Source organism: Streptomyces sp. NPDC020422 (assembly GCF_044386705.1).
Classification (GTDB): Bacteria; Actinomycetota; Actinomycetes; order Streptomycetales; family Streptomycetaceae; genus Streptomyces.
Genome location: NZ_JBIRVJ010000008.1, coordinates 442,753 through 468,215, shown reverse-complemented (window position 1 = coordinate 468,215; position 25,463 = coordinate 442,753). Strand labels below are relative to the sequence as shown.

At 73.5% G+C, this 25,463-nt stretch carries 19 protein-coding genes; 9 read left to right on the top strand and 10 right to left on the bottom strand.

Annotation, left to right across the window (positions count from 1 at the left end; translation table 11 throughout):
* The 4 genes from ACH414_RS23960 to pulA all read left to right on the top strand — a co-directional run bounded on the left by ACH414_RS23960 (window position 1) and on the right by pulA (window position 9,937).
* Window positions 1–1,671 carry a glycoside hydrolase family 13 protein gene (locus ACH414_RS23960; protein ID WP_382548843.1) on the top strand — a complete coding sequence of 557 codons (1,671 nt, stop codon included), beginning with the start codon at window positions 1–3 and terminating at the stop codon, window positions 1,669–1,671.
* Window positions 1,659–2,726, top strand: a complete 1,068-nt coding sequence (locus ACH414_RS23955) for a LacI family DNA-binding transcriptional regulator (RefSeq protein ID WP_382548841.1) — start codon at window positions 1,659–1,661, stop codon at window positions 2,724–2,726. Before ACH414_RS23960 ends, ACH414_RS23955 begins: the two co-directional genes overlap by 13 nt.
* Before the next feature lie 149 nt (window positions 2,727–2,875).
* Complete coding sequence (locus ACH414_RS23950) at window positions 2,876–4,576, top strand: carbohydrate-binding module family 20 domain-containing protein (protein WP_398943250.1); 1,701 nt, start codon at window positions 2,876–2,878, stop codon at window positions 4,574–4,576.
* 69 nt (window positions 4,577–4,645) lie between these two features.
* Window positions 4,646–9,937 carry a pullulanase-type alpha-1,6-glucosidase gene (gene pulA, locus ACH414_RS23945; protein ID WP_398943249.1) on the top strand — a complete coding sequence of 1,764 codons (5,292 nt, stop codon included), beginning with the start codon at window positions 4,646–4,648 and terminating at the stop codon, window positions 9,935–9,937.
* 396 nt (window positions 9,938–10,333) lie between these two features.
* Here pulA and ACH414_RS23940 read toward each other — a convergent pair whose 3' ends face one another.
* The gene (locus tag ACH414_RS23940; protein ID WP_386565219.1) at window positions 10,334–11,029 is read right to left on the bottom strand and encodes a TetR/AcrR family transcriptional regulator; all 696 of its coding nucleotides are present in this window, start codon (window positions 11,027–11,029) and stop codon (window positions 10,334–10,336) included.
* A 38-nt stretch (window positions 11,030–11,067) separates the two neighbouring features.
* Here ACH414_RS23940 and ACH414_RS23935 point away from each other — a divergent pair, with 38 nt between their 5' ends.
* Complete coding sequence (locus ACH414_RS23935; protein ID WP_386565217.1) at window positions 11,068–11,370, top strand: hypothetical protein; 303 nt, start codon at window positions 11,068–11,070, stop codon at window positions 11,368–11,370.
* A gap of 11 nt (window positions 11,371–11,381) precedes the next feature.
* Here ACH414_RS23935 and ACH414_RS23930 read toward each other — a convergent pair whose 3' ends face one another.
* The 4 genes from ACH414_RS23930 to ACH414_RS23915 form a co-directional block, all read right to left on the bottom strand.
* The gene (locus ACH414_RS23930; RefSeq protein WP_391769670.1) at window positions 11,382–12,446 is read right to left on the bottom strand and encodes a PDR/VanB family oxidoreductase; all 1,065 of its coding nucleotides are present in this window, start codon (window positions 12,444–12,446) and stop codon (window positions 11,382–11,384) included.
* Complete coding sequence (locus tag ACH414_RS23925; RefSeq protein ID WP_382548830.1) at window positions 12,446–13,333, bottom strand: metal-dependent hydrolase; 888 nt, start codon at window positions 13,331–13,333, stop codon at window positions 12,446–12,448. Before ACH414_RS23925 ends, ACH414_RS23930 begins: the two co-directional genes overlap by 1 nt.
* A gap of 138 nt (window positions 13,334–13,471) precedes the next feature.
* Window positions 13,472–15,418, bottom strand: coding sequence for a hypothetical protein (locus tag ACH414_RS23920; protein ID WP_398943247.1), 1,947 nt, complete (start codon window positions 15,416–15,418; stop codon window positions 13,472–13,474).
* A 122-nt stretch (window positions 15,419–15,540) separates the two neighbouring features.
* Window positions 15,541–16,341: a tyrosine-protein phosphatase gene (locus ACH414_RS23915; RefSeq protein ID WP_386565210.1), complete on the bottom strand. Its 801-nt coding sequence runs from the start codon at window positions 16,339–16,341 to the stop codon at window positions 15,541–15,543.
* 120 nt (window positions 16,342–16,461) lie between these two features.
* Between ACH414_RS23915 and ACH414_RS23910 the strand changes: the two genes are divergently transcribed.
* Together ACH414_RS23910 and ACH414_RS23905 are read left to right on the top strand one after the other, a co-directional pair.
* Window positions 16,462–17,259: a hypothetical protein gene (locus ACH414_RS23910; RefSeq protein ID WP_398943246.1), complete on the top strand. Its 798-nt coding sequence runs from the start codon at window positions 16,462–16,464 to the stop codon at window positions 17,257–17,259.
* A 56-nt stretch (window positions 17,260–17,315) separates the two neighbouring features.
* Complete coding sequence (locus ACH414_RS23905) at window positions 17,316–18,764, top strand: PepSY-associated TM helix domain-containing protein (protein ID WP_391769667.1); 1,449 nt, start codon at window positions 17,316–17,318, stop codon at window positions 18,762–18,764.
* Here ACH414_RS23905 and ACH414_RS23900 read toward each other — a convergent pair whose 3' ends face one another.
* The 4 genes from ACH414_RS23900 to ACH414_RS23885 form a co-directional block, all read right to left on the bottom strand.
* Window positions 18,765–19,346 carry a winged helix-turn-helix domain-containing protein gene (locus ACH414_RS23900; protein WP_382548820.1) on the bottom strand — a complete coding sequence of 194 codons (582 nt, stop codon included), beginning with the start codon at window positions 19,344–19,346 and terminating at the stop codon, window positions 18,765–18,767.
* A 371-nt stretch (window positions 19,347–19,717) separates the two neighbouring features.
* Window positions 19,718–20,749 carry a glutamine synthetase gene (gene glnII / locus ACH414_RS23895; RefSeq protein ID WP_382548818.1) on the bottom strand — a complete coding sequence of 344 codons (1,032 nt, stop codon included), beginning with the start codon at window positions 20,747–20,749 and terminating at the stop codon, window positions 19,718–19,720.
* 151 nt (window positions 20,750–20,900) lie between these two features.
* Entirely contained in the window at window positions 20,901–22,031 is a 1,131-nt protein-coding gene (locus tag ACH414_RS23890; RefSeq protein ID WP_382548816.1) for an ARPP-2 domain-containing protein, read from the bottom strand.
* Window positions 22,028–23,428, bottom strand: coding sequence for a hypothetical protein (locus ACH414_RS23885; RefSeq protein ID WP_398943244.1), 1,401 nt, complete (start codon window positions 23,426–23,428; stop codon window positions 22,028–22,030). The genes ACH414_RS23890 and ACH414_RS23885 overlap by 4 nt, the downstream gene beginning before the upstream one ends.
* Before the next feature lie 229 nt (window positions 23,429–23,657).
* On the opposite strand from ACH414_RS23885, the gene ACH414_RS23880 reads away from it, so the two are divergent.
* Window positions 23,658–24,557: a Gfo/Idh/MocA family protein gene (locus ACH414_RS23880; RefSeq protein WP_382548812.1), complete on the top strand. Its 900-nt coding sequence runs from the start codon at window positions 23,658–23,660 to the stop codon at window positions 24,555–24,557.
* A 22-nt stretch (window positions 24,558–24,579) separates the two neighbouring features.
* Here the strand turns inward: ACH414_RS23880 and ACH414_RS23875 are convergent, their stop codons facing one another.
* Window positions 24,580–24,939, bottom strand: a complete 360-nt coding sequence (locus tag ACH414_RS23875; protein WP_398943243.1) for an arsenate reductase family protein — start codon at window positions 24,937–24,939, stop codon at window positions 24,580–24,582.
* 195 nt (window positions 24,940–25,134) lie between these two features.
* On the opposite strand from ACH414_RS23875, the gene ACH414_RS23870 reads away from it, so the two are divergent.
* Window positions 25,135–25,410 (top strand): hypothetical protein, encoded by a 276-nt coding sequence (locus ACH414_RS23870; RefSeq protein ID WP_382548808.1) that lies wholly within the window; start codon window positions 25,135–25,137, stop codon window positions 25,408–25,410.
* Window positions 25,411–25,463 lie beyond the last annotated feature (53 nt).

The following is a 25,463-nucleotide window of genomic DNA, read 5'->3' as shown; positions in this document are numbered from 1 at the left end:
ATGACCCAGCACCTCGCCACTCCCGCCGCCGCCGCTCCGACCACCGGCACGCACTCGGGCTGGTGGAGAGACGCGGTGATCTACCAGGTCTATCCGCGCAGCTTCGCCGACGGCAACGGCGACGGCATGGGCGACCTGGAGGGCGTTCGCAGCCGGCTGCCGTATCTGAAGGAGCTCGGAGTCGACGCCGTCTGGCTCTCGCCGTTCTACGCCTCCCCGCAGGCCGACGCCGGGTACGACGTCGCCGACTACCGGGCCATCGACCCCATGTTCGGCACCCTCCTCGACGCCGACGCCCTCATCCGCGAGGCCCACGAGCTGGGCCTGCGAATCATCGTCGACCTCGTCCCCAACCACTCCTCCGACCGGCACGAGTGGTTCCAGCGCGCCCTGCGCGAGGGCCCCGGCTCCCCGCTGCGCGAGCGCTACCACTTCCGCGCCGGCAAGGGCGCCGACGGCGAACTCCCGCCCAACGACTGGGAGTCCATCTTCGGCGGCCCCGCCTGGACCCGGACGCGGAACCCGGACGGCACCCCCGGCGAGTGGTACCTCCACCTCTTCGCGCCCGAGCAGCCCGACTTCAACTGGGAGCACCCGGCCGTCCGCGACGAGTTCCGCTCGATCCTGCGCTTCTGGCTCGACATGGGCGTCGACGGCTTCCGCGTCGACGTCGCCCACGGCCTGGTCAAGGCCGCGGGCCTGCCCGACATCGGCGCCCACGACCAGCTGAAGCTGCTCGGCAACGACGTCATGCCCTTCTTCGACCAGGACGGCGTCCACGAGATCTACCGCTCCTGGCGCACGGTGCTCTCCGAGTACGACGGCGAGCGCATCCTCGTCGCCGAGGCCTGGACCCCGACCGTCGAGCGCACCGCCCACTACGTGCGCCCCGACGAGATGCACCAGGCCTTCAACTTCCAGTACCTGGGCACCCACTGGGACGCCGCCGAGCTGCGCCGGGTCATCGACGCCTCGCTCTCCGCGATGGCCCCGGTCGGCGCCCCCACCACCTGGGTGCTGTCCAACCACGACGTCACCCGGCACGCCACCCGCTTCGCCAACCCGGCGGGCCTCGGCACCCAGCTGCGCACCCCCGGCGACCGGGAGCTCGGGCTGCGCCGGGCCCGTGCGGCGACCCTGCTGATGCTGGCGCTGCCCGGCTCCGCCTACGTCTACCAGGGCGAGGAGCTCGGCCTGCCGGACGTCACCGACCTGCCCGACGAGGTCCGCCAGGACCCGTCCTTCTTCCGGGCCACCGGCCAGGACGGCTTCCGCGACGGCTGCCGGGTGCCGATCCCGTGGACCGTGGAGGGCTCCTCGTACGGCTTCGGGGCCGGCGGCTCCTGGCTGCCGCAGCCGGCCACCTGGGGCGGGCTGAGCGTCGAGGCGCAGACCGGTGACCCGACCTCCACCCTGGAGCTGTACCGCAGCGCGCTCGCCGTGCGCCGCGAGCACCCCGCACTCGGTGCGGGCGAGGGCGTCGAGTGGCTGGAGGCACCCGAGGGTGTGCTCTCCTTCCGCCGCGACGGCTTCGTCTGCACCGCCAACACCACCGGCCGGGCCATCTCCGTCCCGCTGCCTGGCCGGTTCCTTCTCTCCAACGAGGAGATCCGGATCGTCGACGACGAGGCCGAGGTGCCCGCCGACACCACCGTCTGGTGGGCGGTGTGACGATCCCCCTGCCGCGGGGCGCCGGAGGGGGCGCCCCGCGGCTCGCGGACATCGCGGCCCAGTCCGGGGTCAGCGAGGCCACCGTCAGCCGGGTCCTCAACGGCAAGGCGGGGGTGGCCGGTGCGACCCGGCACAAGGTGCTGGCCGCGCTCGACGTGCTGGGCTACGAGCGCCCCGTACGGCTCCGCCGGCGCAGCGCGGGCCTGATCGGCCTGGTCGTGCCCGAGCTGACCAACCCCATCTTCCCGGCCTTCGCCCAGGTCGTGGAGCAGGTGCTGGCCGGGCACGGCTACACCCCGGTGCTCTGCACCCAGATGCCCGGCGGGGCCACCGAAGACGAGCTGGTCGAGCAGCTGGTGGAGCGCGGGGTGGCGGGCATCGTCTTCCTCTCCGGGCTGCACGCGGACGCGAGCGCCGACCCGGCCCGCTACACGCGGCTCGCCGCGCGGGGCGTGCCGTTCGTCCTCATCAACGGCTTCAACGAGCACATCGACGCCAACTTCGTCTCGCCCGACGACCGGGCCGCGGCCCGGATGGCCGTACGGCACCTGATCGAGCTCGGCCACGAGCGGATCGGGCTCGCCATCGGGCCGACCCGCTACGTGCCCTCGCGGCGCAAGGCGGAGGGCTTCGCGGCCGAGCTGCGCGAGCAGCTGGGCATGGAGCGGGCCGAGGCCGAACGCTTCGTGCGGCCCACCCTGTTCGGCGTCGAGGGCGGGCACGCCGCCGCCGACCTGCTGCTCGCCGAGGGCTGCACGGGCATCGTGTGCGGCTCGGACCTGATGGCCCTCGGGGTGGTCAGGGCGGTCCGCGCCCGGGGTCTCGACGTGCCCGGGGACGTCTCCGTGGTGGGCTTCGACGACTCCCCGCTGATCGCGTTCACCGACCCGCCGCTGACCACCGTGCGCCAGCCGGTGCAGGCGATGGCGACGGCGGCGGTCGGCGCGCTCCTGGAGGAGATCGAGGGAAACCCGGTCCAGCGCACGGAGTTCGTGTTCCAGCCGGAGCTGGTCGTGCGCGGCTCCACGGCGGCCTCGCCGCAACTTCTTGCGTAATCCCTTCCATTCGCTTGTTTGAAGGGTTGACCGTACGCCTGTACGCCCCTAGCGTCGCGGCTGAAAACAGTTGCTGTCATTTTCGGCAACTTCTTGCGAAGGCTCATCGAGAGCCGCTCTTGCGACAGGGACGTCGTACAGGAGGAAACATGGCAAGAAAGACCGTGGCCGCTGCACTTGCCCTTGTGGCAGGAGCCGCTGTGGCCGTCACGGGAACGCCCGCCGCGCAGGCCTCGGCCCCCGGCGCGAAGGACGTCACGGCGGTGATGTTCGAGTGGAACTTCGCCTCCGTGGCCAAGGCCTGCACCACCCAGCTCGGCCCCGCGGGCTACGGCTATGTGCAGGTCTCCCCGCCCCAGGAGCGCGTCCAGGGCGCCCAGTGGTGGACCGCCTACCAGCCCGTCAGCTACAAGATCGCCGGACCGCTCGGCGACCGCGCCGCCTTCAAGAGCATGGTGGACACCTGTCACGCAGCCGGCGTCAAGGTCGTCGCCGACTCCGTGATCAACCACATGGCCGGCCCCTCGGACCCGAGCGCCACCTACACCGGCACCGGCGGATCCACGTACAGCAAGTACAACTACCCCGGCGTCTACTCCGGCGCCGACATGGACGACTGCCGCGCCACCATCTCCAACTACCAGGACAAGGCGAACGTCCAGAACTGCGAGCTCGTCAACCTCGCCGACCTGGACACCGGCGAGGAGTACGTCCGCGGCCGGATAGCCGCCTACCTGAACGACCTGCTGTCGCTGGGCGTCGACGGCTTCCGCATCGACGCCGCCAAGCACATGCCGGCCGCCGACCTCGCCGCCATCAAGTCCCGGCTGACGAACCCTTCCGCCTACTGGAAGCAGGAGGCCATCCACGGCGCCGGCGAGGCCGTCTCCCCGAGCGAGTACCTCGGCAACGGCGACGTCCAGGAGTTCCGCTACGCCCGCGACCTCAAGCGGGTCCTCCAGGGCGAGAAGCTGGCCTACCTGAAGAACTTCGGCGAGGCCTGGGGCTACATGCCCTCCGGCCAGTCCGCCGTCTTCGTCGACAACCACGACACCGAGCGCGGCGGCGACACCCTCAACTACAAGGACGGCGCGAACTACACCCTCGCCTCCGTCTTCATGCTCGCCTGGCCCTACGGCTCCCCGGACGTCCACTCCGGCTACGAGTGGACCGACAAGGACGCCGGCGCGCCCAACAACCACCAGGTCAACGCCTGCTACAGCGACGGCTGGAAGTGCCAGCACGCCTGGCGCGAGATCTCCTCGATGGTCGCCTTCCGCAACACCGCCCGCGGGCAGGCCGTCACCGACTGGTGGGACAACGGCAACAACGCCATCGCGTTCGGCCGCGGCACCAAGGCCTATGTGGCGATCAACCACGAGTCCTCGGCCCTCAGCCGCACCTTCCAGACCTCCCTGCCCGCCGGCACCTACTGCGACGTGCAGAGCGGCAACCCCGTGACCGTGAACTCCACCGGCCAGTTCACCGCCACCCTCGGCGCCAACACCGCGCTCGCCCTGCACGTCAACGCCACGAGCTGCGCCTCCCAGCCGGTGACCGCCGGCACCTCCTTCAACGTCAACGCCACCACGGTCACCGGCCAGAACATCTACGTCACCGGCAACCGCGCCGAGCTCGGCAACTGGGCCCCCGCCGCCGCCCCCAAGCTCGACCCGGCCGCGTACCCCGTCTGGAAGCTGACCGTCTCCCTGCCCGCCGGCACGTCCTTCGAGTACAAGTACGTCCGCAAGGACGCCGCCGGGAACGTGACCTGGGAGTCCGGTGCCAACCGCACCGCCACCGTGCCCGCCTCGGGCCAGCTCGTCCTGAACGACACCTTCCGCAACTGACGTTCCTCCCGCGAAGGGGCCGTCCCGCCGGGGCGGCCCTCTCTTCCCGTACCTCCAGGGAGCACCCCCGTGATACGCAAGAGAACGGCGGTCGTCGTGGCCGCCGCCCTGTGCGCGGCCCTCGTGCCCGTCCTGCCCGCGGCCGCCGCGCCGCGCCCGCCCGCACCGCCCTCCGACCGGGCGCTCGCCGCCACCCCGGCCCGTCACGACCTGACCCGCGAGCAGTTCTACTTCGTGATGCCGGACCGCTTCGCGAACGGCGACCCGGCCAACGACCGCGGCGGCCTCACCGGCAGCCGCGAGCGGACCGGCTTCGACCCCACCGACAAGGGCTTCTACCAGGGCGGCGACCTCAAGGGCCTGACCGAGCGGCTCGACTACGTCAAGGGGCTCGGCACCACCGCGATCTGGATGGCGCCGATCTTCAAGAACCGGCCCGTACAGGGGGAGGGGAAGGACGCCTCCGCCGGCTACCACGGCTACTGGATCACCGACTTCACCCAGGTCGACCCGCACTTCGGCACCAACGAGGACCTGCGGGCGCTCATCGCCGCGGCCCACGCCAAGGGCATGAAGGTCTTCTTCGACGTCATCACCAACCACACCGCCGACACCGTCGACTACGCCGAGAAGAAGTACGGCTACCGCCCCAAGGGCGCATACCCCTACCTCGACGCCTCCGGCCGCCCCTTCGACGACCGCACGGCCATGGGCGGGGTCGACGCGGACTCGTTCCCGTACACCCCCGTCGAGCGCACGGGCGACAAGGTTCCCGCCTGGCTCAACGACCCCACGATGTACCACAACCGCGGCGACTCCACCTGGGTGGGCGAGTCCGCCGAGTACGGCGACTTCGTCGGCCTCGACGACCTGTGGACCGAGCGCCCCGAGGTCGTCGAGGGCATGAAGCGGATCTACCAGAAGTGGGTCCACGACTTCGCCATCGACGGCTTCCGCATCGACACCGTCAAACACGTCGACCTGGACTTCTGGACCCAGTGGGCCACCGCCCTCGACGCCTACGCCGAGAAGCAGGGCCGCGAGGACTTCTTCATGTTCGGCGAGGTCTACTCCGCCGACCCCGCCGTCACCGCCCCGTACGTCACCCGCGGCCGGCTCGACGCCACCCTCGACTTCCCCTTCCAGGACGCCGCCCGCGCCTACGCCTCCCAGGGCGCCGGCGCCGACCGGCTCGCCAAGGTCTTCGCCGAGGACTACCGCTACACCACCGACAAGGCCAACGCCTACGAGCAGGTCACCTTCCTCGGCAACCACGACATGGGCCGCATCGGGGCCTTCCTCAAGCAGGACCACCCCGACGCGAGCGACGCCGAACTCGTCCGGCGGGCCCGCCTCGCCAACGAGCTGATGTTCCTCGGCCGCGGCAACCCGGTCGTCTACTACGGCGACGAGCAGGGCTTCACCGGCGCCGGCGGCGACAAGGACGCCCGCCAGACCCTCTTCGCCTCGAAGACCGCCGACTACCTCGACGACGACCAGCTCGGCACCGACCGCACCCACGCCTCCGACGCGTACGACACCGGGCACCCGATCTACCGCGCGATCGCCGCCCTGTCGAAGCTCACCCGCGAGCACCCCGCCCTGCGCGACGGCGTCCAGCAGGAGCGCTACGCCGAGGGCCCCGTCTACGCCTTCTCCCGCACGGACGCCCGGCAGCGCACCGAGTACCTCGTCGCCACCAACAGCGCGACCACGCCCCGGACCGTGACCGTGCCGGCCGACTCCGCGGCCTTCCACGTCCTGTACGGGGGTCAGGGCGCGGCCACCGCCGAGAACGGCAAGGTCACCGTCACCGTCCCGGCCCTGTCCTCGCTGGTCCTCAAGGCGGACGCCCCGCTCCCCGCGCCGGCCGCGAAGCCCGCCCTGACGCTCAGGGCCCCCGCCGCGGGCGCCACCGGCACCGTCGAGCTCAGCGCCGACGTCACCGGCGGCGGCCTCGACCGGGTCGTCTTCGCCGCCCAGGTCGGCAACGGGCGCTGGCAGACCCTCGGCACCGCCGACCACGCCCCCTACAAGATCACCCAGCACGTCACCGCCCCCGCCGGCACCGCCCTGCGCTACAAGGCCGTCGCCGTCGACTCCGCGGGCCGCACCGCGAGCGCCCTCGCCGCCTCCACGGCGGGCCAGGCCCCGGCGCCCGAGAAGCCCGTCGCCGTCGAGCGCACCCACGCCGTCGTGCACTACCGGCGCGAGGACGGGGACTACGCCGGCTGGCGGCTGAAGGCCGCCGGCCAGGAAGCCGCCTTCACCGGCCGCGACGCCTACGGCGCCTTCGCCTGGGTGCGCGTCCCCGAGGGCGCCGCCGGCCTCCCGTACACCGTCGAGAAGGACGGCACGGCCGACGGGCCGCAGCGAAGCATCAGCCTCGCCCGCACCGGCGAGGTCTGGATCACGCAGGGCTCCGACGCCCAGTCCGACACGAACCCGTCCCCCGTCCCCCCGGACACCTCGAAGGCCGTCATCCACTACCAGCGGGCCGACGGCGACTACGACGGCTGGGGCCTGCACACCTGGACCGGCGCCGCCCAGCCCACCGACTGGTCGAAGCCGCTGATGCCCGTCCGCTTCGACGCGTACGGCGCGGTCTACGAGGTCCCGCTCTCCGCGGGCGCCGGCTCCCTGTCGTACATCGTCCACAAGGGCGACCAGAAGGACCTGCCCACCGACCAGTCGCTCGACCTCGCCACCTACGGGCACGAGGTGTGGCTGCTCGCCGGACAGCCGAAGTACCTGCTGCCGACCGTCGGCGGCGCCCCGAACCTGGACCTCGCCAAGGCCGAGGCCCAGTGGATCGACCGGAACACCGTCGTCTGGAAGGTCAAGGCCACCGACGCCACCAGCCAGCAGCTGGTGTACGCGCCCGAGGGCGGCATCACCGTCACCGACGGCGCCCTCAGCGACGAGGGCCACTGGCTCCGCATGTCCCCGGCCACCCTCACCGACGCCCAGAAGGCGAGGTTCCCGCACCTCAGGGACTACCCGGCCTTCACGATCGACCCGCGCGACACCGACCGCGTCCGCGCCTCCCTGCGCGGCCAGCTGATCGCCACCCAGCGCGCCGCCAACGGCGCCCTGCTCGCCGCGACCGGCGTCCAGACGGCCGGAGTCCTGGACGACCTGTACGCACCCGCGGCGAAGAAGGCCGCCCTGGGCCCGGTCTTCCGCTCCGGCCGCCCCACCCTGTCCGTCTGGGCCCCGACGGCCCGGACCGTGGGCGTGGAGATCGACGGGAAGACCGTCCCCATGCGCCGCGACGACAAGAGCGGGGTCTGGTCGGTCACCGGCCCGAGGACGTGGACCGGCAAGCCGTACCGCTATGTCGTACGGGTCTGGGCGCCGAGCGTCCAGCGGCTCGTCGTCAACAAGGTCACCGACCCCTACTCGACCGCCCTCACCACCGACTCCGCCCGCAGCCTCGTCGTCGACCTGGCCGCCCCGGCACTCGCGCCCGAGGGATGGACGCACCTGAGGAAGCCGGCCGCCGTGCCGCTGCGCGACGCCCAGATCCAGGAAGTCCACATCCGCGACTACTCCGTCGCCGACCCGACGGTGCCGGCGGAGCACCGCGGCACCTACCTGGCCTTCGGCGACGGCGCGAGCAAGGGCGCACGGCACCTGAAGTCCCTTGCCGCGTCCGGCACCTCCTACGTCCACCTCCTCCCGGCCTTCGACATCGGCACCATCCCCGAGAAGAAGTCCGACCGGACCGAGCCCGCCTGCGAGCTGAAGGTCTACGCCCCCGACTCCGAGGAGCAGCAGGCCTGCGTGGCCGCCGCGGCCGCCAAGGACGCCTACAACTGGGGCTACGACCCGCTGCACTACACGGTGCCGGAGGGCTCCTACGCCACCGACCCGGAAGGCACCCGCCGCACGGTGGAGTTCCGGCGGATGGTGCAGGCCCTCAACGGCTCCGGACTGCGCACGGTCATGGACGTCGTCTACAACCACACCGTCGCCGCGGGCCAGTCCGACAAGTCGGTCCTCGACCGGATCGTCCCCGGCTACTACCAGCGCCTGCAGGCCGACGGCTCCGTCGCCACCTCCACCTGCTGCGCCAACACCGCGCCCGAGAACGCGATGATGGGCAAGCTGGTCGTCGACTCGGTCGTCACCTGGGCCAAGGAGTACAAGGTCGACGGCTTCCGCTTCGACCTCATGGGCCACCACCCGAAGGAGAACATCCTCGCGGTGCGGGCGGCACTGGACGCGCTGACCCTCGCGAAGGACGGCGTCGACGGGAAGTCGGTCATCCTCTACGGCGAGGGCTGGAACTTCGGCGAGATCGCCGACGACGCGCGCTTCGTCCAGGCCACGCAGAAGAACATGGCCGGCACGGGCGTGGCGACCTTCTCCGACCGGTCGCGCGACGCGGTCCGGGGCGGCGGTCCCTTCGACGAGGACCCGGGGGTGCAGGGCTTCGCGAGCGGCCTGTACACGGACCCGAACACCTCGCACGCGAACGGCACCCCGGCGGAACAGAAGGCCCGCCTCCTCCACTACCAGGACCTGATCAAGGTCGGTCTGACGGGCAACCTCGCCTCGTACTCCTTCACCGACACCAGCGGCCGTACGGTGAAGGGCTCCGAGGTCGACTACAACGGCGCCCCGGCGGGCTACGCCGCCGCGCCCGGCGACGCCCTCGCCTACGCCGACGCCCACGACAACGAGTCCCTGTACGACGCCCTCGCCTTCAAGCTGCCGGCCGGCACGTCCGCGGCCGACCGGGCCCGCATGCAGGTCCTCGCGATGGCGACCGCCACCCTCTCGCAGGGGCCGGCGCTCTCCCAGGCCGGCTCCGACCTGCTCCGCTCCAAGTCCCTCGACCGCAACTCCTACGACAGCGGCGACTGGTTCAACGCGATCCACTGGGACTGCCGGGAGGGCAACGGCTTCGGACGCGGTCTGCCGCCGGCGCCGGACAACCGGTCCAAGTGGGCGTACGCGAAGCCGCTCCTGGTGAACCCGGCGCTGACCCCGGGCTGCTCCGAGATCGAATCGGCCTCGGCCGCCTACCGGGACCTGCTGCGCATCCGCACCACGGAGCCGGCCTTCTCCCTGGCCTCGGCGGCCCGGGTGCAGGAGTCCCTGTCCTTCCCGCTCTCGGGCCCGGACGAGACGCCCGGCGTGATCACGATGCGCCTGGGCGACCTGGTGGTCGTCTTCAACGCGACCCCGGAGCGCCAGTCGCAGCGCGTCCCGACCCTGTCGGGCAAGCGGTACCGGCTCCACCCGATCCAGTCCGCCGGCGCGGACCCGACGACGAAGACGTCCGCCTACGACCCCACGACCGCCACCTTCACCATCCCACCCCGAACAACAGCGGTCTTCACCACCCACTGACCCCCCGAAGGCCCCCCACGAACAACGGGGGGCCTTCCCCTGTGCCCAACCCCGTTGCGGGCATAAGTTCCGCTGGACGGCGCCCACCCCGTTGTGGGCATTCGTTCCGCTGGGGCGGAACGGGTGGGCACAACGGACGGCGCCCCTTGCCGGGCCTAGGCTCCCGCGCCCTGAACCCGCACCCCTAGTGCGGCGCGGTCGTGGTGCGGGTCAAGGCACGGGGAGCGGAGGCGCCGCTAGGGGCGCCGTCCCGTGTGCCCACCCGTCCCGCCCTGCGGGACGATTGCCCACACGGGGGTGGGCAAGGCGGAGGCGACACGTGGGGCGCGGGCCCACACGGGGGGCGGACGGGGCGGAGGCGGACCGCACCGGGCGCCGTTGAGGCGGCGTGCATGCCTACGGCATGGCTCGCAGTGCGACCAACCGTCCCACCAGGTCGCCGAACGGCCCGTCCGCCGGCTCGTCGGCGAGGATGCGGACCAGCACCCCGGCCATCTCCTCGTCGTACGCCGCACTCACCGCCGCGAGCGCAGCGAAGTCGTGCACGAGCTGGAGTTCCAGCTCCGCCCGCGGCACCCGGCGCCCGTCCAGCCACAGCAGCGCCGTGGACTCGGCGAGCGACACCCAGGAGCGGACGACGAGTTCGAGGCGGGCCGAGGGCCTGTCCACCTCCAGGTGGGCCAGGATCTGCTCGTAGGCGGCCTGCCGCACCTCGTCGATCATCGCGTTCGTCGTCGAGGAGCCGACCGCGGGCCCGCCCCGCATGAGCGCGGCGAATCCCGGCCCGTGGTCGTCGACGAAGTCGAAGAACCGCCCCATCACCCGCAGCAGCCGCGCCCCCAGCGGCCCGTTCGGCGGCTCGACGAACCGCTCGGCGAGGTCGTCGGCGGCCCGGCGCAGCGCCGCCTCGTACAGCGACTGCTTGCCGGGGAAGTAGTGGTAGACCAGCGGCCGCGAGATGCCCGCGGCCGCCGCGATCTCGTCGATGGAGACGTCGTCGGGGGAGCGGTGGCTGAACAGTTCGAGGGCCACCCCGATCAGTTGCTGCTTGCGCTGCTCGACGCCCATCCTGCGGCGTACCCCGGTCGTCATGCGAACAGCCTAACGGGAGTCCGTTACGCTCCCGGCATATGAGCGCTTCTGAGCAGGACACCCCGGACACCGCGGCCGATCCGACGGGCCTCTCCCCGAAGCAGGCACGCCTGCTCCGCGTCGTCGCCGGATCGGTCCTGCTCGTGGTGACGGCCGCGGTGCTGGCGGTCCGGCTGGCGAACCACACGTCCGTCCTGGTCGTCGGCGTGTACGGACTCGCCATGATCCTGTGCGGGGTCGTCATCGAACTCTCCCGCAACGGGCGCACCCGCCTCGCCACCTGGCTCCTGGTGGGCGGCCTGGCGGCGGCGTTCAGCCTCGACTGGCTCGTCCTGCCCTGAGCCGAGGCCGCTCACAGGTCCAGGACCAGCTTCTCCCCCGCGCACCGCGAGACGCAGATCAGCATCGAGTCCGCCCGCTCCTCGTCCGTCAGCAGCTCGTCCCGGTGGTCCACCTCGCCCGCCAGGACCCGCTGCCGGCACGTGCCGCAGAAGCCCTGCCGGCAGGAGTAGAGGACCCCCGGCACCGCCTCGCGGACCGCGGCCAGCACGGACTGGTCGGCCGCCACCGTCAACGTGCGCCCGGAGCGGCGCAGTTCGACCTCGAAGGGCTCGCCGCCCTCGGTCGGCGCGGCCGAGAAGCGTTCCAGGGCCGGGACCCGGCCCTCGGGCAGCGCGGCTCCCACCGCGTCCATGAGTCCCTCGGGGCCGCAGCAGTAGACGGCGGTCTCGGCGGGGAGTTCGCCGAGGAAGGAGAGGTCGGGCCTGCCGCCGGTCTCGTGCTCGGTGACCACGGTCGTCCGGCCGCGCCCCAGCTTCTCCACCTCGTGCACGTACGGCATGGTCGCGCGGTGGCGCCCGCAGTACAGCAGCCGCCAGTCCGCTCCGGCCGCCTCGGCGGCGCGCACCATCGGCAGGATCGGGGTGATCCCGATGCCGCCGGCGACGAAGACGTACGAGGGGGCGGGGGTGAGCGGGAAGCGGTTGCGAGGCCCGCGGATCTCGATCTCGGTGCCCACGTGCAGCTGTTCGTGCACCTCGCGCGAGCCGCCCCGGCCGCCCCGCTCCTCCTCGATGAGCCGGGTCGCGATGGTGTACGCGTCCCGGTCGGCGGGGTCGCCGCAGAGCGAGTACTGCCGTACGGCGCCGGAGGGCAGCACGACGTCGATGTGCGCGCCGGGCTGCCAGGCGGGCAGCCCGGCGCCCTCCAGGCGCAGTTGGACCACGCCCGCGGCGGGTTCGCTGCGCTGGGCGACGAGGACGCGCCGGGCGACGGTCGATCCGCGGCCGCGGCCGGATATCGGCTCGTCGAGCGCGGGCATGGGCCAGAGCGGGGAGGCGTCGATGCGGCGGCGCAGGGCCCGCTTGGCGAGGAGCGCGGCGCCGGCGAGCAGGACGACGGTACGAAGTCGGGGCATCAGTGACGGCCTCCGTTGGCGCCCGGGGAACTGGCGAGGTAGGCGGCGGCCTGGGCCGTGCACCCCTCCTGGGTGGGGTGGTAACTCCGGCTCAGGTAGCGGGGGATGGAGCGCAGCATGTCCGGCGTCGAGGGCAGCACGCCCTCGCGGCCCTTGCGGACGAACTGGCCCACGCTCGGCTTGGCGTCGAGCACGGTGGGGTCGTTCTCCATGAAGAAGCGCACCCCGCGCTGCCAGAGGAAGACGAGCGCGGAGAAGGCGGCGGCCCAGGTGCGGGCGCGGCGGCGGTAGCCCCCGTCGAGGTGCAGGAAGAGCTCGAAGGCGACCGAGCGGTGCTCGACCTCCTCGGCGCCGTGCCAGCGCAGCAGGTCCAGCATGACGGGGTCGGCGCCGACCCGGTCGAGCTCCTCCGCGTTGAGCACCCAGTTGCCGAGGAAGGCGGTGTAGTGCTCGATCGCGGCGATCAGCGCGACCCGCTCCATCAGCCACCAGCGCCGCGGGCGGCCGGGCGGCAGGGTGCGGTCCCCGAGCAGCTTCTCGAAGAACCAGTCGACCTGGGCGGTGTACGGAGTGGGGTCGAGCCCCAGCTTCTTCAGGTGGGGCAGCACGTCGTCGTGGGCCTGGGAGTGGACGGCCTCCTGCCCGATGAAGCCGATGACGTCCTCGCGCAGCCGGTCGTCGGTGATGTACGGCAGCACCTGCTTGTACACGTGCACGAACCAGCGCTCGCCGGCCGGGAGCAGCAGGTGCAGCACGTTGATGGTGTGGGTGGTGAACGGGTCGCCGGGCACCCAGTGGAGCGGGGTCTCCTCCCAGTCGAAGGAGACCTTGCGGGCCTTGAGCTCGATGTGTTCGGACGCCACCGGTGCGGGCTGCGTATTAGACATGGCGTCAATGTACTGAGGGGTAGGCGAGAGGGCCAGAGTCCGCACACCACCTTTTCGCCCACTCCCGCCGACCGCTCGCCCCACTCCCGCCGACCGCTCGCCCCGCTCCCGCCGGCCGCTCGGCCCGGCGGCGGCCCGTCACCGCAGGGCGCTCACCCGGGTCCCGTCCGCCAGCGTCCCGGTCAGGTCCGCCCTGCTCCCCGCCGTGGTCCGCACCGCGAGCAGATGTCCCTTGCCGTGCCCCGTCACGCCACCCGACAGCGCCAGCGACGCGAAGTCGCCGGTCCCCGCCGCCAGCACGTACCACTGGCCGCTCCGCGCCTGCCACACCACGCCCGCCAGCACCCGCGGCTCGCGCGCCCCGCACGCGGGGGACCCCTCGGAGCGGGCCGCCAGGGCCGCGGTGCCGGTCGCGCCCGGCGCCCGGAAGAGGGCCAGGGTCCGGCTGCCGGTGCCCCGCCAGGTCTCCGCCCTGACGCACAGCCACTCCGCCCGCCCGGCGCCCTCGGGCAGCTCCTGACCGGTGTACGACCAGGAGTTCACCGCCCGTACCCCGTGCGACCGCACCGCCGAGAGCTGGCACGCGGTCCGCGCCCACGCCTCCCGCGCCGCGTGAGTCGTCACGTCCGCGGGCGCCGACGGCGGGCCCGAGGTCAGCCGGGCCGGGGCCAGCTCGCCCAGGTCGCCCAGGAGCCGCACGCCCGTCTCGTCCCGCACCTGGAGGGAGTTCCAGCGCTCGCAGCTCCTGGCCGTCGCCGGGGTCGGCATCGGCTCGGTCACCCCGGACGCGTCCCGGGGCAGCGGCCGCGCCTCCTTGGCGGGCGCCAGGAGGTCGCGGACCGCCGTCTCCTTCACCCAGGGGGCCGTCAGATAGCGCACGTTGCCCGCCGCTCGGGAGACCACGAGCGCCGCCGAACCGACCGCGTCCGCCCCGTCCGTACGGGCGAAGTCGAGCGCCGCACCGCTCGTGTCGCCGACCGGCTCCGCGTACCGCACCACCCGCAGCCCGTCGTAGAACAGCACCACGCGCACCGCGTCCACCTCCCCGGCGTACAGCAGCTGCGGCGAGCCCATCGGCGGCCCCGGCGGAGTCCCGGGCGTTGCCGAGGTGTGCACGGTCGGGCCCGGCCGCGCCCACACCGCGAGCGCCCGCCGCAGCAGCGCCGCATCGCCGGTGAGCCCGCCCCGGGCCGGCCACACCGACAGGTCCGTACGCGAGGACACCCGCCAGGCGGCCGCCTCTACCCGCTTCACGCCGCCCGGGTCCAGGGCCGCCTCCGCGGCCGGGTTGCGGGCGTACGAGGGGGCCGCAGCACCGTTTCTGCCCCAGCCGTCCCCCGGCAGCCCCAGCAGCGCCCCGCACACCGCCACCGCCGCGGCCGCAGCGAGCGCCGCCCGGCCGTGCTGGCGCCGCCGCATCAGGTCCGGCGGCCGTGCCTGCAGCGAGCACGGGTCGAACTCGGGCGATTCGAGGAGCGCGGCCCCGCCGAATCCTCCCGGCGCCTCGACGCCGTCGGCCTCCGCGAGCGCCGCCTCCGCGTCCTCGGCCCCGGCCGCGGCCAGGACCCGGAGCACCTCCGGGTCGCCCTGCCGCTCCAGACCGCGCAGCACGTACGCCGCCCGGCCCGGCCCGGAGAGCGCCGAGAGCCGCTGGTCCAGGGCCAGTTCGTCGGCCCCGCCCGCGCGCGGGAACAGTCGCAGCCCCCACACCTGCGGCAGCAGCGGCGGGAACTGCGCCCGCTGCGGCAGCGCCCGGCGGCGCAGCGGCAGCCCCGCCGCCAGCGCCTGCCGCAGCACCTCGCCCCGCACGTACGCATAGCCGGGATCGACCGCGTCCTCCGCCCGCCGGGCCCCGGGCAGGGCCGCGCCCGAGGTCCTGCGCCGGGGCAGCGAACGCTGCACCAGCGCGTGCGCCGTCAGCACCCGGCGGTTGCGGCCGAGCGAGGGCGGCAGCACGAGGTAGGCGATCCGGACGAGCCGCGGATAGTGCTCGACGAGCGCGGCCTCGGCCTGCTCCACGTCGACGGGGCCGGAACCGGGTTCGGGGGAGGGGTCTGCGGAGGGGGCGAGTTCCTGGGTGCTCACGTTCAGCAGAACGAGCGAATCTTGCGATGGTCACCCCGGCCGCGTCACCCGGACGGCCCCGAAGCCGCCCCGGACCGGCCGTGCGCCCCCGCGTCACCGGACCCGGTCCCGCGTCGCCCCGCTCAGGCCGCGTACACCGTCAGCCGCTCCCGGATCAGCTCCGTCACCTCGTCCGGGACCCCGAGCCCCTCCCGTACGTACTTCTCCATCGACCCGTGCCGCACCTCCACCTCGTCGAGCGCCGCCTCCAGGTAGTCCGGCACGACCCCGACCATCGCGAGCGCCAGCTCCGGGTCGCCGCCCTGGGCGGTGAAGCCCTCGATGAGCGGGGCGAAGGCCTGCCGCACCCCCGGATTGACCGCCAGGTACTCCTCCATGACCGTCTTCTCGTCCGCGCCGAGCAGCGACAGGACGATGGTCGTGGCCCAGCCCGTACGGTCCTTGCCCGCCGTGCAGTGGAAGAGCAGCGGGCCGGCGTAGGGATCGCCCAGTTCGGTGAGGAAGGCCCGGTAGGAGGCGCGCGCCGACTCGGTGTTCACGAAGGCCCGGTAGGTCCGCCGGAACGCCGCCCGCGCCCTTCCCCCGCCCAGGTGCTCCTCGGCGAGCGCCGGATCGGACAGCAGGGTCTTCAGCCTCGCGGCGGGCGGCAGCCCGCTGGTCGCGAGGAAGTCGGCGAGCACGTCCGCGACGAGCAGCCGCCCGCCCGGCGGCACGCGGTCGGGCCGCTCGGCCCGCTCCGCCGCGGTGCGGAAGTCGACGACGGTGCGGATGCCGAGCACGCTCACCACCGGGTCGGCCGGATCGAGCCGGTCGAGCTGCCCGGAGCGGAAGACCAGACCCTCGCGGACGCTGCGGCCCTCGCCGAGCGGGAGGGTGCCGAGGTCGCGGAGGTTGGCGACGGTGGCGGCGGGGATGGCGGGCATGCGTCGACTCCTCCGAAACCGGAACAACCGTGACGAAACACAGTTTCCCGCTCACCGTAGCCGATGGGCGCCGGGGGCGGTCTGTCGTGCCGGGCGCCGGGATGAAACGATTACAGGACCATGACGCACACCAGGTCGCCGCTGCGCGCACTCCGTGCCGCACTCTTCGCGGCCGTGTGCGTCACTTTGGCGGCGGTGGGGCATTCGTCCATGTCCGGCATGGCCGGCATGTCCGGCCACACCATTCCGCTGCGCTCGCTCCTCACGGCCTTCGCCGTGACGGCCGCCCTCGCCTGGGCCGCCGCCGGCCACCGCCGCGGCCCTCTCGCCATCGCGACCGGCCTGGCGGCCGTACAGGGAGCGCTGCACCTGATCTTCGGGGCGGGAGAGCACGCGCGGGAGCCCGGGGCGAGGGGCTCCATGGGCTGGCCGGGCTCCATGGGCTCGACGGGCGACCCCATGGAGTCGGTGGAGTCGATGGCATCCATGGGTTCCACGGGTTCCATGGGCTCGATGGGCTCGACGGGCGCCATGGAAGGCATGGGCTCCGCCGCGCACGGCATGGCCATGGAGCACGGCACCGCCGTGGGAAGCACGCTGGACGGCCTGGTGGGCTCCGGGGCCGGCATGTTCGCCGCGCACCTGCTCGCCGCCCTGGCCTGCGGGCTCTGGCTCGCCCGCGGTGAGGCCGCGCTGTTCGCCCTGGCCCGTACCGTCGCCGCGACCGCGTTCACGCCGCTGCGCGTCGCGCTCGCCGTCGTCCGCGCCCTCGCCCCCGTGCCGCCGGCCCTCCGGCCCGTGCGCACCGCCCCGCACCCCCGCGCCCTGCGCGGCGTCGTCCTCGCGCACGCGGTCTCCCGGCGCGGGCCGCCCCGCCCGGCCCTCACCCGCGCCACGGCCCTCGGAGCACGCTACTGACGTGATCGGCCCGGGGGCCGCTTCCCCCCTGTCGAGACACGCTTCCTAGGACCGTCATGACCATCGACGACCTCGCGCGCCCGGACACCCCCGAGGCCCGCGCCACCGATACCCCCGCCGCCCGGCCGCGCGGCTGGGCGGCCCTGCGCCCGCTCGTCCTGCGCCTGCACTTCTACGCGGGCGTCCTCGTCGCCCCGTTCCTGCTCGTCGCGGCCGTCAGCGGACTGCTGTACGCGCTCGCCGTCCCCGCCGAGAAGCTCGTCTACGCGCACGAGCTCGAAGTCCCCGTCCCCGCCGACGCCACGCCCCTGCCGCTGTCCCGGCAGGTCGAGCTGGCCCGCGCGGCCGATCCCGACGGCACCGTCACCGCCGTCTGGCCCGGCGCCGAACCCGGCGCCACCACCCGGGTCCTGATGGCCGACCCCGAGGCACCCGAAGGCACCTCCATGGGCGTCTTCGTCGACCCGTACACCGGTGAGATACGCGGACAGCTGCCCAGCTACGGCAGCTCCGGCGCGCTCCCGCTGCGCACCTGGATCTCCGGGCTCCACGTCGACCTGCACCTCGGTGAGCTCGGCCGCAACTACAGCGAGCTGGCCGCCAGCTGGCTGTGGGTGGTCGCGCTCGGCGGCCTGCTGCTGTGGATCGGCCGCCGCCGCAGGAACCGGCGCGCCCTCTTCCTGCCCGAACGCGGCCCGAAGTCCCGCCGCCGCACGCTCTCCTGGCACGGCACGGTCGGCCTGTGGACGGTGGCCGGGCTCGTGGCGCTCTCCGCCACCGGGCTGACCTGGTCGCGCTACGCGGGCGAGAACATCGGCTCCGTCCAGGACCGGCTCGGCGGCGCCACCCCGACGCTGTCGGCGGACGTCGCGGGCGGCACGGCCGGCGGCCCGGCCGGGTCCGGTGAGCACGCGGGCCACCACATGGGGATGCCGATGCCCGCCGCCAAGGGCGCGGACATCGGCATCGACAAGGCGGTCGAAGCGGCCCGCGCGGCCGGCATCGACAGTCCCTCGATCTCCGTCGTCCTGCCCGCCGAGGGCTCCGGCTACGTGGTGAAGGAGACCGACAAGCAGTTCCCGGTCCAGCTGGACTCCGTCGCCGTGAACCCCGCCGACGGCACGGTCCTCGACGAGCTCCGCTTCGCCGACTACCCGCTGCTCGCCCAGCTCACCCGGGTCGGCATCGACGCCCACATGGGCCTCTTCCTCGGCCTGTTCAACCAGCTGGCGCTCGCCGCCCTCGGCCTCGCGCTGGTCCTGATGGTCCTGTGGGGCTACCGGATGTGGTGGCTGCGCCGCCCGGGCCGCCCGGTCGCCCGCGGCGCCTGGCGCAGGGTGCCCCCGACGATGCTGCTGCCGCTGCTCGCGGCGACGGCCCTGGTGGGGTGGTTCGTGCCGCTGCTCGGGCTCAGCCTGCTGCTGTTCCTCGCCGTGGACGTGGCGGCCGGGTTCGTGGCGAAGGTCCGGGCCCGGCGCGGCCCGGACCCCGCCGGAACGGTCTGATCAGGGCGTGTACTTGTAGCCGACCCGCCGCACGGTCTGGATCGTGTGGCGGTGCTCGGCGCCCAGCTTGCGGCGCAGCCGGGCCACGTGGACGTCGACCGTCCGGCCGTCGCCGACGTGCCCGTACCCCCACACCGTGGTGACCAGCTGGTCGCGGGTGTGCACCCGGTGCGGGTGGGCCACGAGATGGGCGAGCAGCTCGAACTCCAGATACGTCAGGTCGAGCGCCCGCCCGTCCACGACGGCGACCCGCTGGACGCTGTCGATGGTGACGGGGCCCTGCTCGACGGCCGGCTCCGCCGCCGCGACCTGGGCGGGCGCCTGCGGCTCGGCGGGCAGCAGCACGAGGTAGCCGACCATCGGCGGCCGCCCGGGCAGGGTCGGCAGGGCGTGCTGCGGCGCGGGCAGCAGCGTGGCGCCCGGCGGGAGGAAGTCCGCGACCTGGGCGAGACCGGCGACCTCGTCGGGGGCGACGGCTCGCAGTCGGTGCCGGTCGGCGCGGTCGGCACGCTCGGTGCGGTCGCCGCGATCGGAGAGGGGACGGAGGGGGGTGAGGGTGGCGGCAGCCTGGACATGGGCCATGGAAGCTCAGCTCTTTCGCGCGAGTTGCGGACGGACAGGCGTCGTACGTCATGCGCGTCGGCCGAAGGCCGGAGGACCGGACCTACCGGTCGGGGCTTTAGAGGGCCGACGCGTTCCTCACGCGTCGACAGCACCGGTCGAAGTCATGGTGCTGACGGGAAGGCCAGAACGGCTCGAGGTCGTGGCGACCCTTCGCGGTGTCGTTCTCGATGCTGGCCATATCCCTATTAAACCAGGAGGGAAGTCCGGTGGGCAGACGTAGGTCGGCCAAAACCCGTGTCGGCCTTCCCACATGGCGGCTTCCGCCCGGACGCCGAAGGGGCGCCCGCCGTACGAAACGGCGGGCGCCCCTTCTCGCGGGTGCGGGCGGATCAGACCTGGCCGGCCTTCTCCAGGGCCTCGCAGCAGGTGTCCACCAGGAGGCGGGTCACCGTGTACGGGTCCACGTTCGCGTTCGGACGGCGGTCCTCGATGTAGCCCTTGCGGTCCTGCTCGACCTGCCACGGGATGCGGACCGAGGCGCCGCGGTCGGAGACGCCGTAGGAGTACTTGTCCCACGGGGCGGTCTCGTGCAGACCGGTCAGCCGGTCGTCGATGCCGGCGCCGTAGTTCTTGACGTGGTCGAGCGGCTTCGAGCCCTCGCCCAGCGCCTCGCACGCGGTGATGATCGCGTCGTAGCCCTCGCGCATCGCCTTCGTGGAGAAGTTGGTGTGCGCACCGGCGCCGTTCCAGTCGCCCTTCACCGGCTTCGGGTCCAGCGTCGCGGAGACGTTGAAGTCCTCGGCGGTGCGGTAGAGCAGCCAGCGGGCCACCCACAGCTGGTCGGCGACCTCCAGCGGCGCCAGCGGGCCGACCTGGAACTCCCACTGGCCGGGCATGACCTCGGCGTTGATGCCGGAGATGCCGAGACCCGCCTTCAGGCAGTTCTCCAGGTGCGCCTCGACGACGTCGCGGCCGAAGATCTCGTCCGCGCCGACACCGCAGTAGTAGCCGCCCTGCGGGGCCGGGAAACCGCCGACCGGGAAGCCGAGCGGACGCTCGCCGTCGAAGAAGGTGTACTCCTGCTCGATGCCGAAGATCGGCTCCTGGGCGGCGTACTTCGCGTAGACCTCGGCCAGCGCGGCACGCGTGTTGGACTCGTGCGGCGTCATGTCCGTGTTGAGGACCTCGCACAGCACCAGCAGGTCGTCGCCGCCGCGGATCGGGTCCGGGCAGGAGAACACCGGCTTGAGGACACGGTCCGAGGCGTGGCCCTTGGCCTGGTTGGTGCTGGAACCGTCGAAGCCCCAGATCGGCAGCTCCTCGAGGGTCGCGCCCGTGCCGGGCATGATCTTCGTCTTCGAGCGGAGCTTCGCGGTGGGCTCGGTGCCGTCGATCCAGATGTACTCAGCCTTGAAGGTCACGTGCCTCATCCTTTGGCGTGCGCTGCGGGTGCTCGGTGCACCGGGCCTCGCTCGGCTCGCGACGCTGCGAGAGCTGCGGTGGCGGTGTCTGCGCCGCAGCTTCGCAACACGGGATTTCCCGTCGGTTGCCCGATTGTGAACCCCGTGTTACTCAGCCTTCCTCCGTATCCCTCAGGCGGTGTGCGACGACGTGCTCGTCCAGCAGCGTCCCGAACCCGGCCCGTCGGATCCGCGCCACGAGCTCGGCGTACGAGGTGCCCAGCGCCCGCGCGGTCCGCTCCAGGTGCCAGTCGCAGTCCGCGAGCCGGCGCAGCAGATGGCCGCGCCGGATCTGGCCCTCCGACAGCCGGAACGTCTTCAGGTACGCCGTCCGCCCCCGGTGGTCGCTGATCAGCTCCCCGATGTGCTGCTCCTGCCCGGACCGCAGGAACGGCGGCAGGAAGCGGAAGAGCCGGAAGCTCCCCATCCGGTGCACCTGCTCGAAGGCGTACGGGGTCTGCAGCAGGTCCCGCGCCATCAGCCCGTCGTGCGCCTCGGCCCAGGCGCGCTCCTGCGCGCGGGCGGCGGCCCGCAGCTGGGCCAGCGAATGGATGGAGCCGCTCTCCAGGGACGCGGTGAAGTCCGCGACAGGCGCGCCGTAGTGCGCGTACTGGTGCACCAGCTCCCCGAAGAGGTCCTCCACCAGGGTCGGATGCAGTATCCGGTAGTCCTCGGGGTGCGGGACGACGAAGGCCGCGGCCAGCGCGTCGGCCACGTACAGCATCAGCCCGCACTGCCCCGGATGGATCTCGAAGACCCGCAGCGCCTCCGCGAGCCCCGGCACCTGCCGGCCGGTGTACGCGGCCTCCGCGCGCGGCGACAGACCCCGGCGCAGCGCTTCCCGCGACCACTCGTCCCAGGCGATCGAAGGACCGCCGAAGTGGAGCGCCAGATACCCCTCCAGGGCCAGGTGCAGCGGCAGGAACCGCAGCCGCGGCTCCCCCCGGTGGCGCCGGGCGAGCCGCCGCACCGGCACCGAGGCCGGCGGCTCCTCCCCGAGCCGCGTCCCGTAGGCGGCGGCCTCCGCGCCCGTGCCCGACCAGTCGGCGACGAAGCCGTGCGGGATGTACGAGGAGTACGACGTGCCGTCGCCGACCTCGACCGCGCCGGGGCCGGCCTCGTACACCCGGCGGTGCAGCCGGAGGCCGGCGACCGGCTCCTCGCGCACCAGCGGCACGAGCCGCACCCCGCCCCACACCTGGGCGGGGCGCACGTCGAGGCCCGTCAGATCGATCCGCGTCACCGGGCCCCCTCCTCCAGGAACAGCTCCACCCGCCGGTCCAGATAGGCGCGGAGCGCGGCGAGCCGCTCCCGCCCCTCGGCGAACCGCGCGATCTCCACGAGCGCCGGCAGGTCCTCCGCGTCCCGGATGCCGGCCGTCGGCACACCCGGCGCGAGCCGGCGCACGTCGAAGGCGTCCGCGTCGTATACGGGGTTCACATGCACCACGCTCGTCCGGCCCGCCGGGTCGAGCCGCGTGCGCCACACCCGCAGCACCTCGCCCGCGAGCCCGGGCGGCGCGTTGTCCCAGCCGTCCGAGACGATCACCAGCCGCTCCGGGCCACCCTCCAGGGCGTCGACGATCCGCGCCCCCAGCGGCGTCGGCCCCCACGGCCGCACCAGCAGCGGATCACGCCCGCCCGACGTCCAGTGCGCCGTGTACGCGCCGGGCTCCGCCAGCGCCTCCAGCAGGAAGTGGCAGCCGAGGGCGACCGCCAGCGGCCGGCGCCGCTGCACCGCCGAACCGGAGGACGAGAAGCTGTCGTCGAGCACGGCCGCCACCCGCCCCCAGCTCCCCGCGTACGGACCGGCCACGCGCCGCGCCGCCGCCCGCAGCGCCCCGGTCAGCTCGGCCCGGCGCTCCGCCCTCTCCCGGAAGGGGAGGGACAGCACGTACAGCGCGAGCCGGGTCAGCGGCATCACGTCGAGCCCCGCCCGTGCGGGACGCGTCCGCAGCCGCTCCAGGCGGGTCATCCGCTGCGCGATCCGCTCCAGGAACACCTCACGGGCCACACCGTGCCGCGCTGCGAAACCCTCGGCGACCGTGAACGGCAGCTCGTACAGCGCGCCCTGCTCGTGGTGCGCCCGGCGGAAGGCCTCCAGCGTGGGGTGCGCGTAACGGCTCCTGCGCCCCGGCGAGAAGAGGAAGTCCCCGACCTCGGCCCCCGCCTCGGCGAAGCCGGTCAGCGGCAGGTGCGCGTGCCGGACGGCGGCCTTCAGACCGGGCCGGTACTTCACGGCGTCGTGCGCGAGATCGGGGCGCCCGCCCAGCCAGTCCCGCACGATCGCCCGCGTCCTGCGGTTGTTGACCCCGGCGGCGCGCAGCCTCCCGAAGAGCCGGTACACGCGCGGCGGCGGCAGCACGGCGAGGCGCGCCGCGATCAGGCGTCCCTCACCGGGACCGGCCTCCCGCGGCGTGCGCAGCAGCCGCTCGACGATCAGGGCGGCGTTGTGGTCGTTGATGTCGAGCGCCAGGGCGGCGGCGTACAGCGGGCGGTAGTTGACGCACACGTACTCGTGGAGGAAGTCCAGCGAGAGCCGCTGCTCCTCGGCCGTGGACCGGAACTCGCGCCGGCCGGTGGCGGTGACGGCCGCGTTGACGAAGAGGAGCACGTCCTCGGCGGCGACGAGGTCGGACATCCTGGGGCTCCTTCGTGGCGGACGCCGGCCGGGGAATGGGGGTGCGAACAGCGAATACGTTGCTTCATAGGCAGGTCCCGGAAGTCGCACCGGAGTCCCGCGGCCGGCAGGACGAAGCTAGACCGGGGGAGGGCCGAGGGGCCACCGGATTACGGGCTCGGGGTCGGTTCGGGTGGGATCGGGGGGATCCCGGAGCCGGGTGTCCGAGCGGCGCGGCAGACTGGTGGGCATGACGACGTTCCCCGGCGCGAAGCTCCGTATCGGTCTGCTCGGCACCGGCCCCTGGGCCGAGCGCACCCACGCCCCCGCCCTGGCGGCGCACCAGGGCGTGGAGTTCAGCGGGGTGTGGGGCAGACGGCCCGAGGCCGCCCAGGCGCTGGCCGCCCGGTGCGGGACGCGGGCGTTCGAGGACGCGGACGCCCTCTTCGCGGCGAGCGACGCCGTCGCCCTCGCGCTGCCGCCGGACGTCCAGGCCCCGCTCGCGGCGCGGGCGGCGGCCGCCGGCTGCCATGTGATCCTCGACAAGCCGGTGGCGACCTCGGTGCCGACCGCCCGCGAGCTGGCCGGGGCCGTGACGGCGGCCGGCGTCGCGTCCGTGGTCTTCTGCACCCTGCGGTTCGCCGAGCCCACCGCCCGCTGGATCGAGGAGCAGACGGCGGCGGGCGGCTGGTTCCTGGGCGAGGCGCACTGGCTGGGCTCCCTCTTCGCAGCGGGCTCCGCGAGCGCCTACGCGGCCTCGCCGTGGCGGCGGGAGAAGGGCGGCCTGTGGGACGTGGGCCCGCACGTCCTCTCCGTCTATCTGCCGATCCTCGGCGACGTCACCTCGGTGACCTGCGCCGCCGGCCCCGCGGACACCCGGCACCTGATCCTGCGCCACACCTCCGGCGCGAGCAGCACCGCGACGCTCACCCTCAGCGCCCCGCCCGAGGCCGCGGAGGCCGCGCTCTCGCTCTACGGCGAGCGGGGGCGGGTGACGATGCCGCGCTGGGACGGCGCCCTCGACGCCTTCGGCGGTGCGGTGGACGCGCTCCTGGAGGCGGTGCGCAGCGGCGAACCACACCCCTGCGACGTGCGGTTCGGGGCGCGGCTCACCGAGATCCTGGCGGAGGCCGAGACGGCGTCGGTCTGACGCGGGCCGACGGGGCCGGCGGTCAGCGGGACAGCGCGTCCCGCACCGCCTCCTCGGAGCGGGCCACGACGGCCGTCCCGTCCTCCGCGGTGATGATCGGCCGCTGGATCAGCTTCGGGTGCTCGGCCAGCGCCCGCACCCAGCGGTCCCGGCTCGTCTCGTCCCGCGGCCACTCCTTGACCCCGAGCTCCTTCGCCGCGGCCTCCTGCGTGCGCGTGATGTCCCAGGGCTCCAGACCGAGCCGGCCGAGCACGTCCCGGATCTCGTCCGGGCTCGGCACGTCCTCCAGATAGCGCCGCACGGTGTAGTCGGCACCCTCGGCGTCCAGCAGGGTCAGCGCACTCCGGCACTTCGAACAGGCCGGGTTGATCCAGATCTCCATGCCCTCAACCTACCGCCGGCCGCCCCACCGGCACCCTCCGCCACCACCCCCTCCGGCACCTGTCCAGCACCCCTCCACCACCCCCCTCAAAGCCGGTCTGGCCAGGGACGATTGTCAGTGGGGGCGACTAAAATCGGGGGCGAAGGTGAGGGTCCCGGGGAGGGCCCTCGCCCACCGTTCGCCAGGAGGTCGCCCATGGCTCTCGCCGTGATCCGGACACCGTCCCTCGAACCCTGGAAGCCCCTCCAGAAGAAGCCGCTGCCCGCGGGCCGCCCCCGCGAGTGGTACGTCACCCACAACCGCCGGCTGAAGGCCATGCGCCTCGCGATCGCCCTGCTCGACGCGGGCGTCTACATCCCCTCGCGGGCGACGAACGCGAAGATACGCACGACCGCCGTCCAGCTCGGCATCCACCCGCCCTCCGACACCACCTGCCACATGGTCCGCGCCCTGATCCGCTACGGCCGCTGACCCCGTTCGGCGCCGCCCGGCACCGGCCCCTGCGGTGCCGGAGCCGGGCAGCG

What these genes read in the sequence shown, in the direction of transcription:
- ACH414_RS23950 (WP_398943250.1), top strand. Translation starts at nt 2,876, where the DNA reads ATGGCAAGAAAGACCGTGGCCGCTGCACTTGCCCTTGTGGCAGGAGCC.
- ACH414_RS23925 (WP_382548830.1), bottom strand. Translation starts at nt 13,333, where the DNA reads ATGTCTAATACGCAGCCCGCACCGGTGGCGTCCGAACACATCGAGCTC.
- ACH414_RS23885 (WP_398943244.1), bottom strand. Translation starts at nt 23,428, where the DNA reads ATGTCCGACCTCGTCGCCGCCGAGGACGTGCTCCTCTTCGTCAACGCG.
- ACH414_RS23875 (WP_398943243.1), bottom strand. Translation starts at nt 24,939, where the DNA reads ATGGAGATCTGGATCAACCCGGCCTGTTCGAAGTGCCGGAGTGCGCTG.
- ACH414_RS23870 (WP_382548808.1), top strand. Translation starts at nt 25,135, where the DNA reads ATGGCTCTCGCCGTGATCCGGACACCGTCCCTCGAACCCTGGAAGCCC.
- ACH414_RS23915 (WP_386565210.1), bottom strand. Translation starts at nt 16,341, where the DNA reads ATGCCCGCCATCCCCGCCGCCACCGTCGCCAACCTCCGCGACCTCGGC.
- ACH414_RS23940 (WP_386565219.1), bottom strand. Translation starts at nt 11,029, where the DNA reads ATGACGACCGGGGTACGCCGCAGGATGGGCGTCGAGCAGCGCAAGCAG.
- ACH414_RS23905 (WP_391769667.1), top strand. Translation starts at nt 17,316, where the DNA reads ATGACCATCGACGACCTCGCGCGCCCGGACACCCCCGAGGCCCGCGCC.
- ACH414_RS23935 (WP_386565217.1), top strand. Translation starts at nt 11,068, where the DNA reads ATGAGCGCTTCTGAGCAGGACACCCCGGACACCGCGGCCGATCCGACG.
- ACH414_RS23900 (WP_382548820.1), bottom strand. Translation starts at nt 19,346, where the DNA reads ATGGCCCATGTCCAGGCTGCCGCCACCCTCACCCCCCTCCGTCCCCTC.
- ACH414_RS23960 (WP_382548843.1), top strand. Translation starts at nt 1, where the DNA reads ATGACCCAGCACCTCGCCACTCCCGCCGCCGCCGCTCCGACCACCGGC.
- ACH414_RS23910 (WP_398943246.1), top strand. Translation starts at nt 16,462, where the DNA reads ATGACGCACACCAGGTCGCCGCTGCGCGCACTCCGTGCCGCACTCTTC.
- ACH414_RS23930 (WP_391769670.1), bottom strand. Translation starts at nt 12,446, where the DNA reads ATGCCCCGACTTCGTACCGTCGTCCTGCTCGCCGGCGCCGCGCTCCTC.
- ACH414_RS23880 (WP_382548812.1), top strand. Translation starts at nt 23,658, where the DNA reads ATGACGACGTTCCCCGGCGCGAAGCTCCGTATCGGTCTGCTCGGCACC.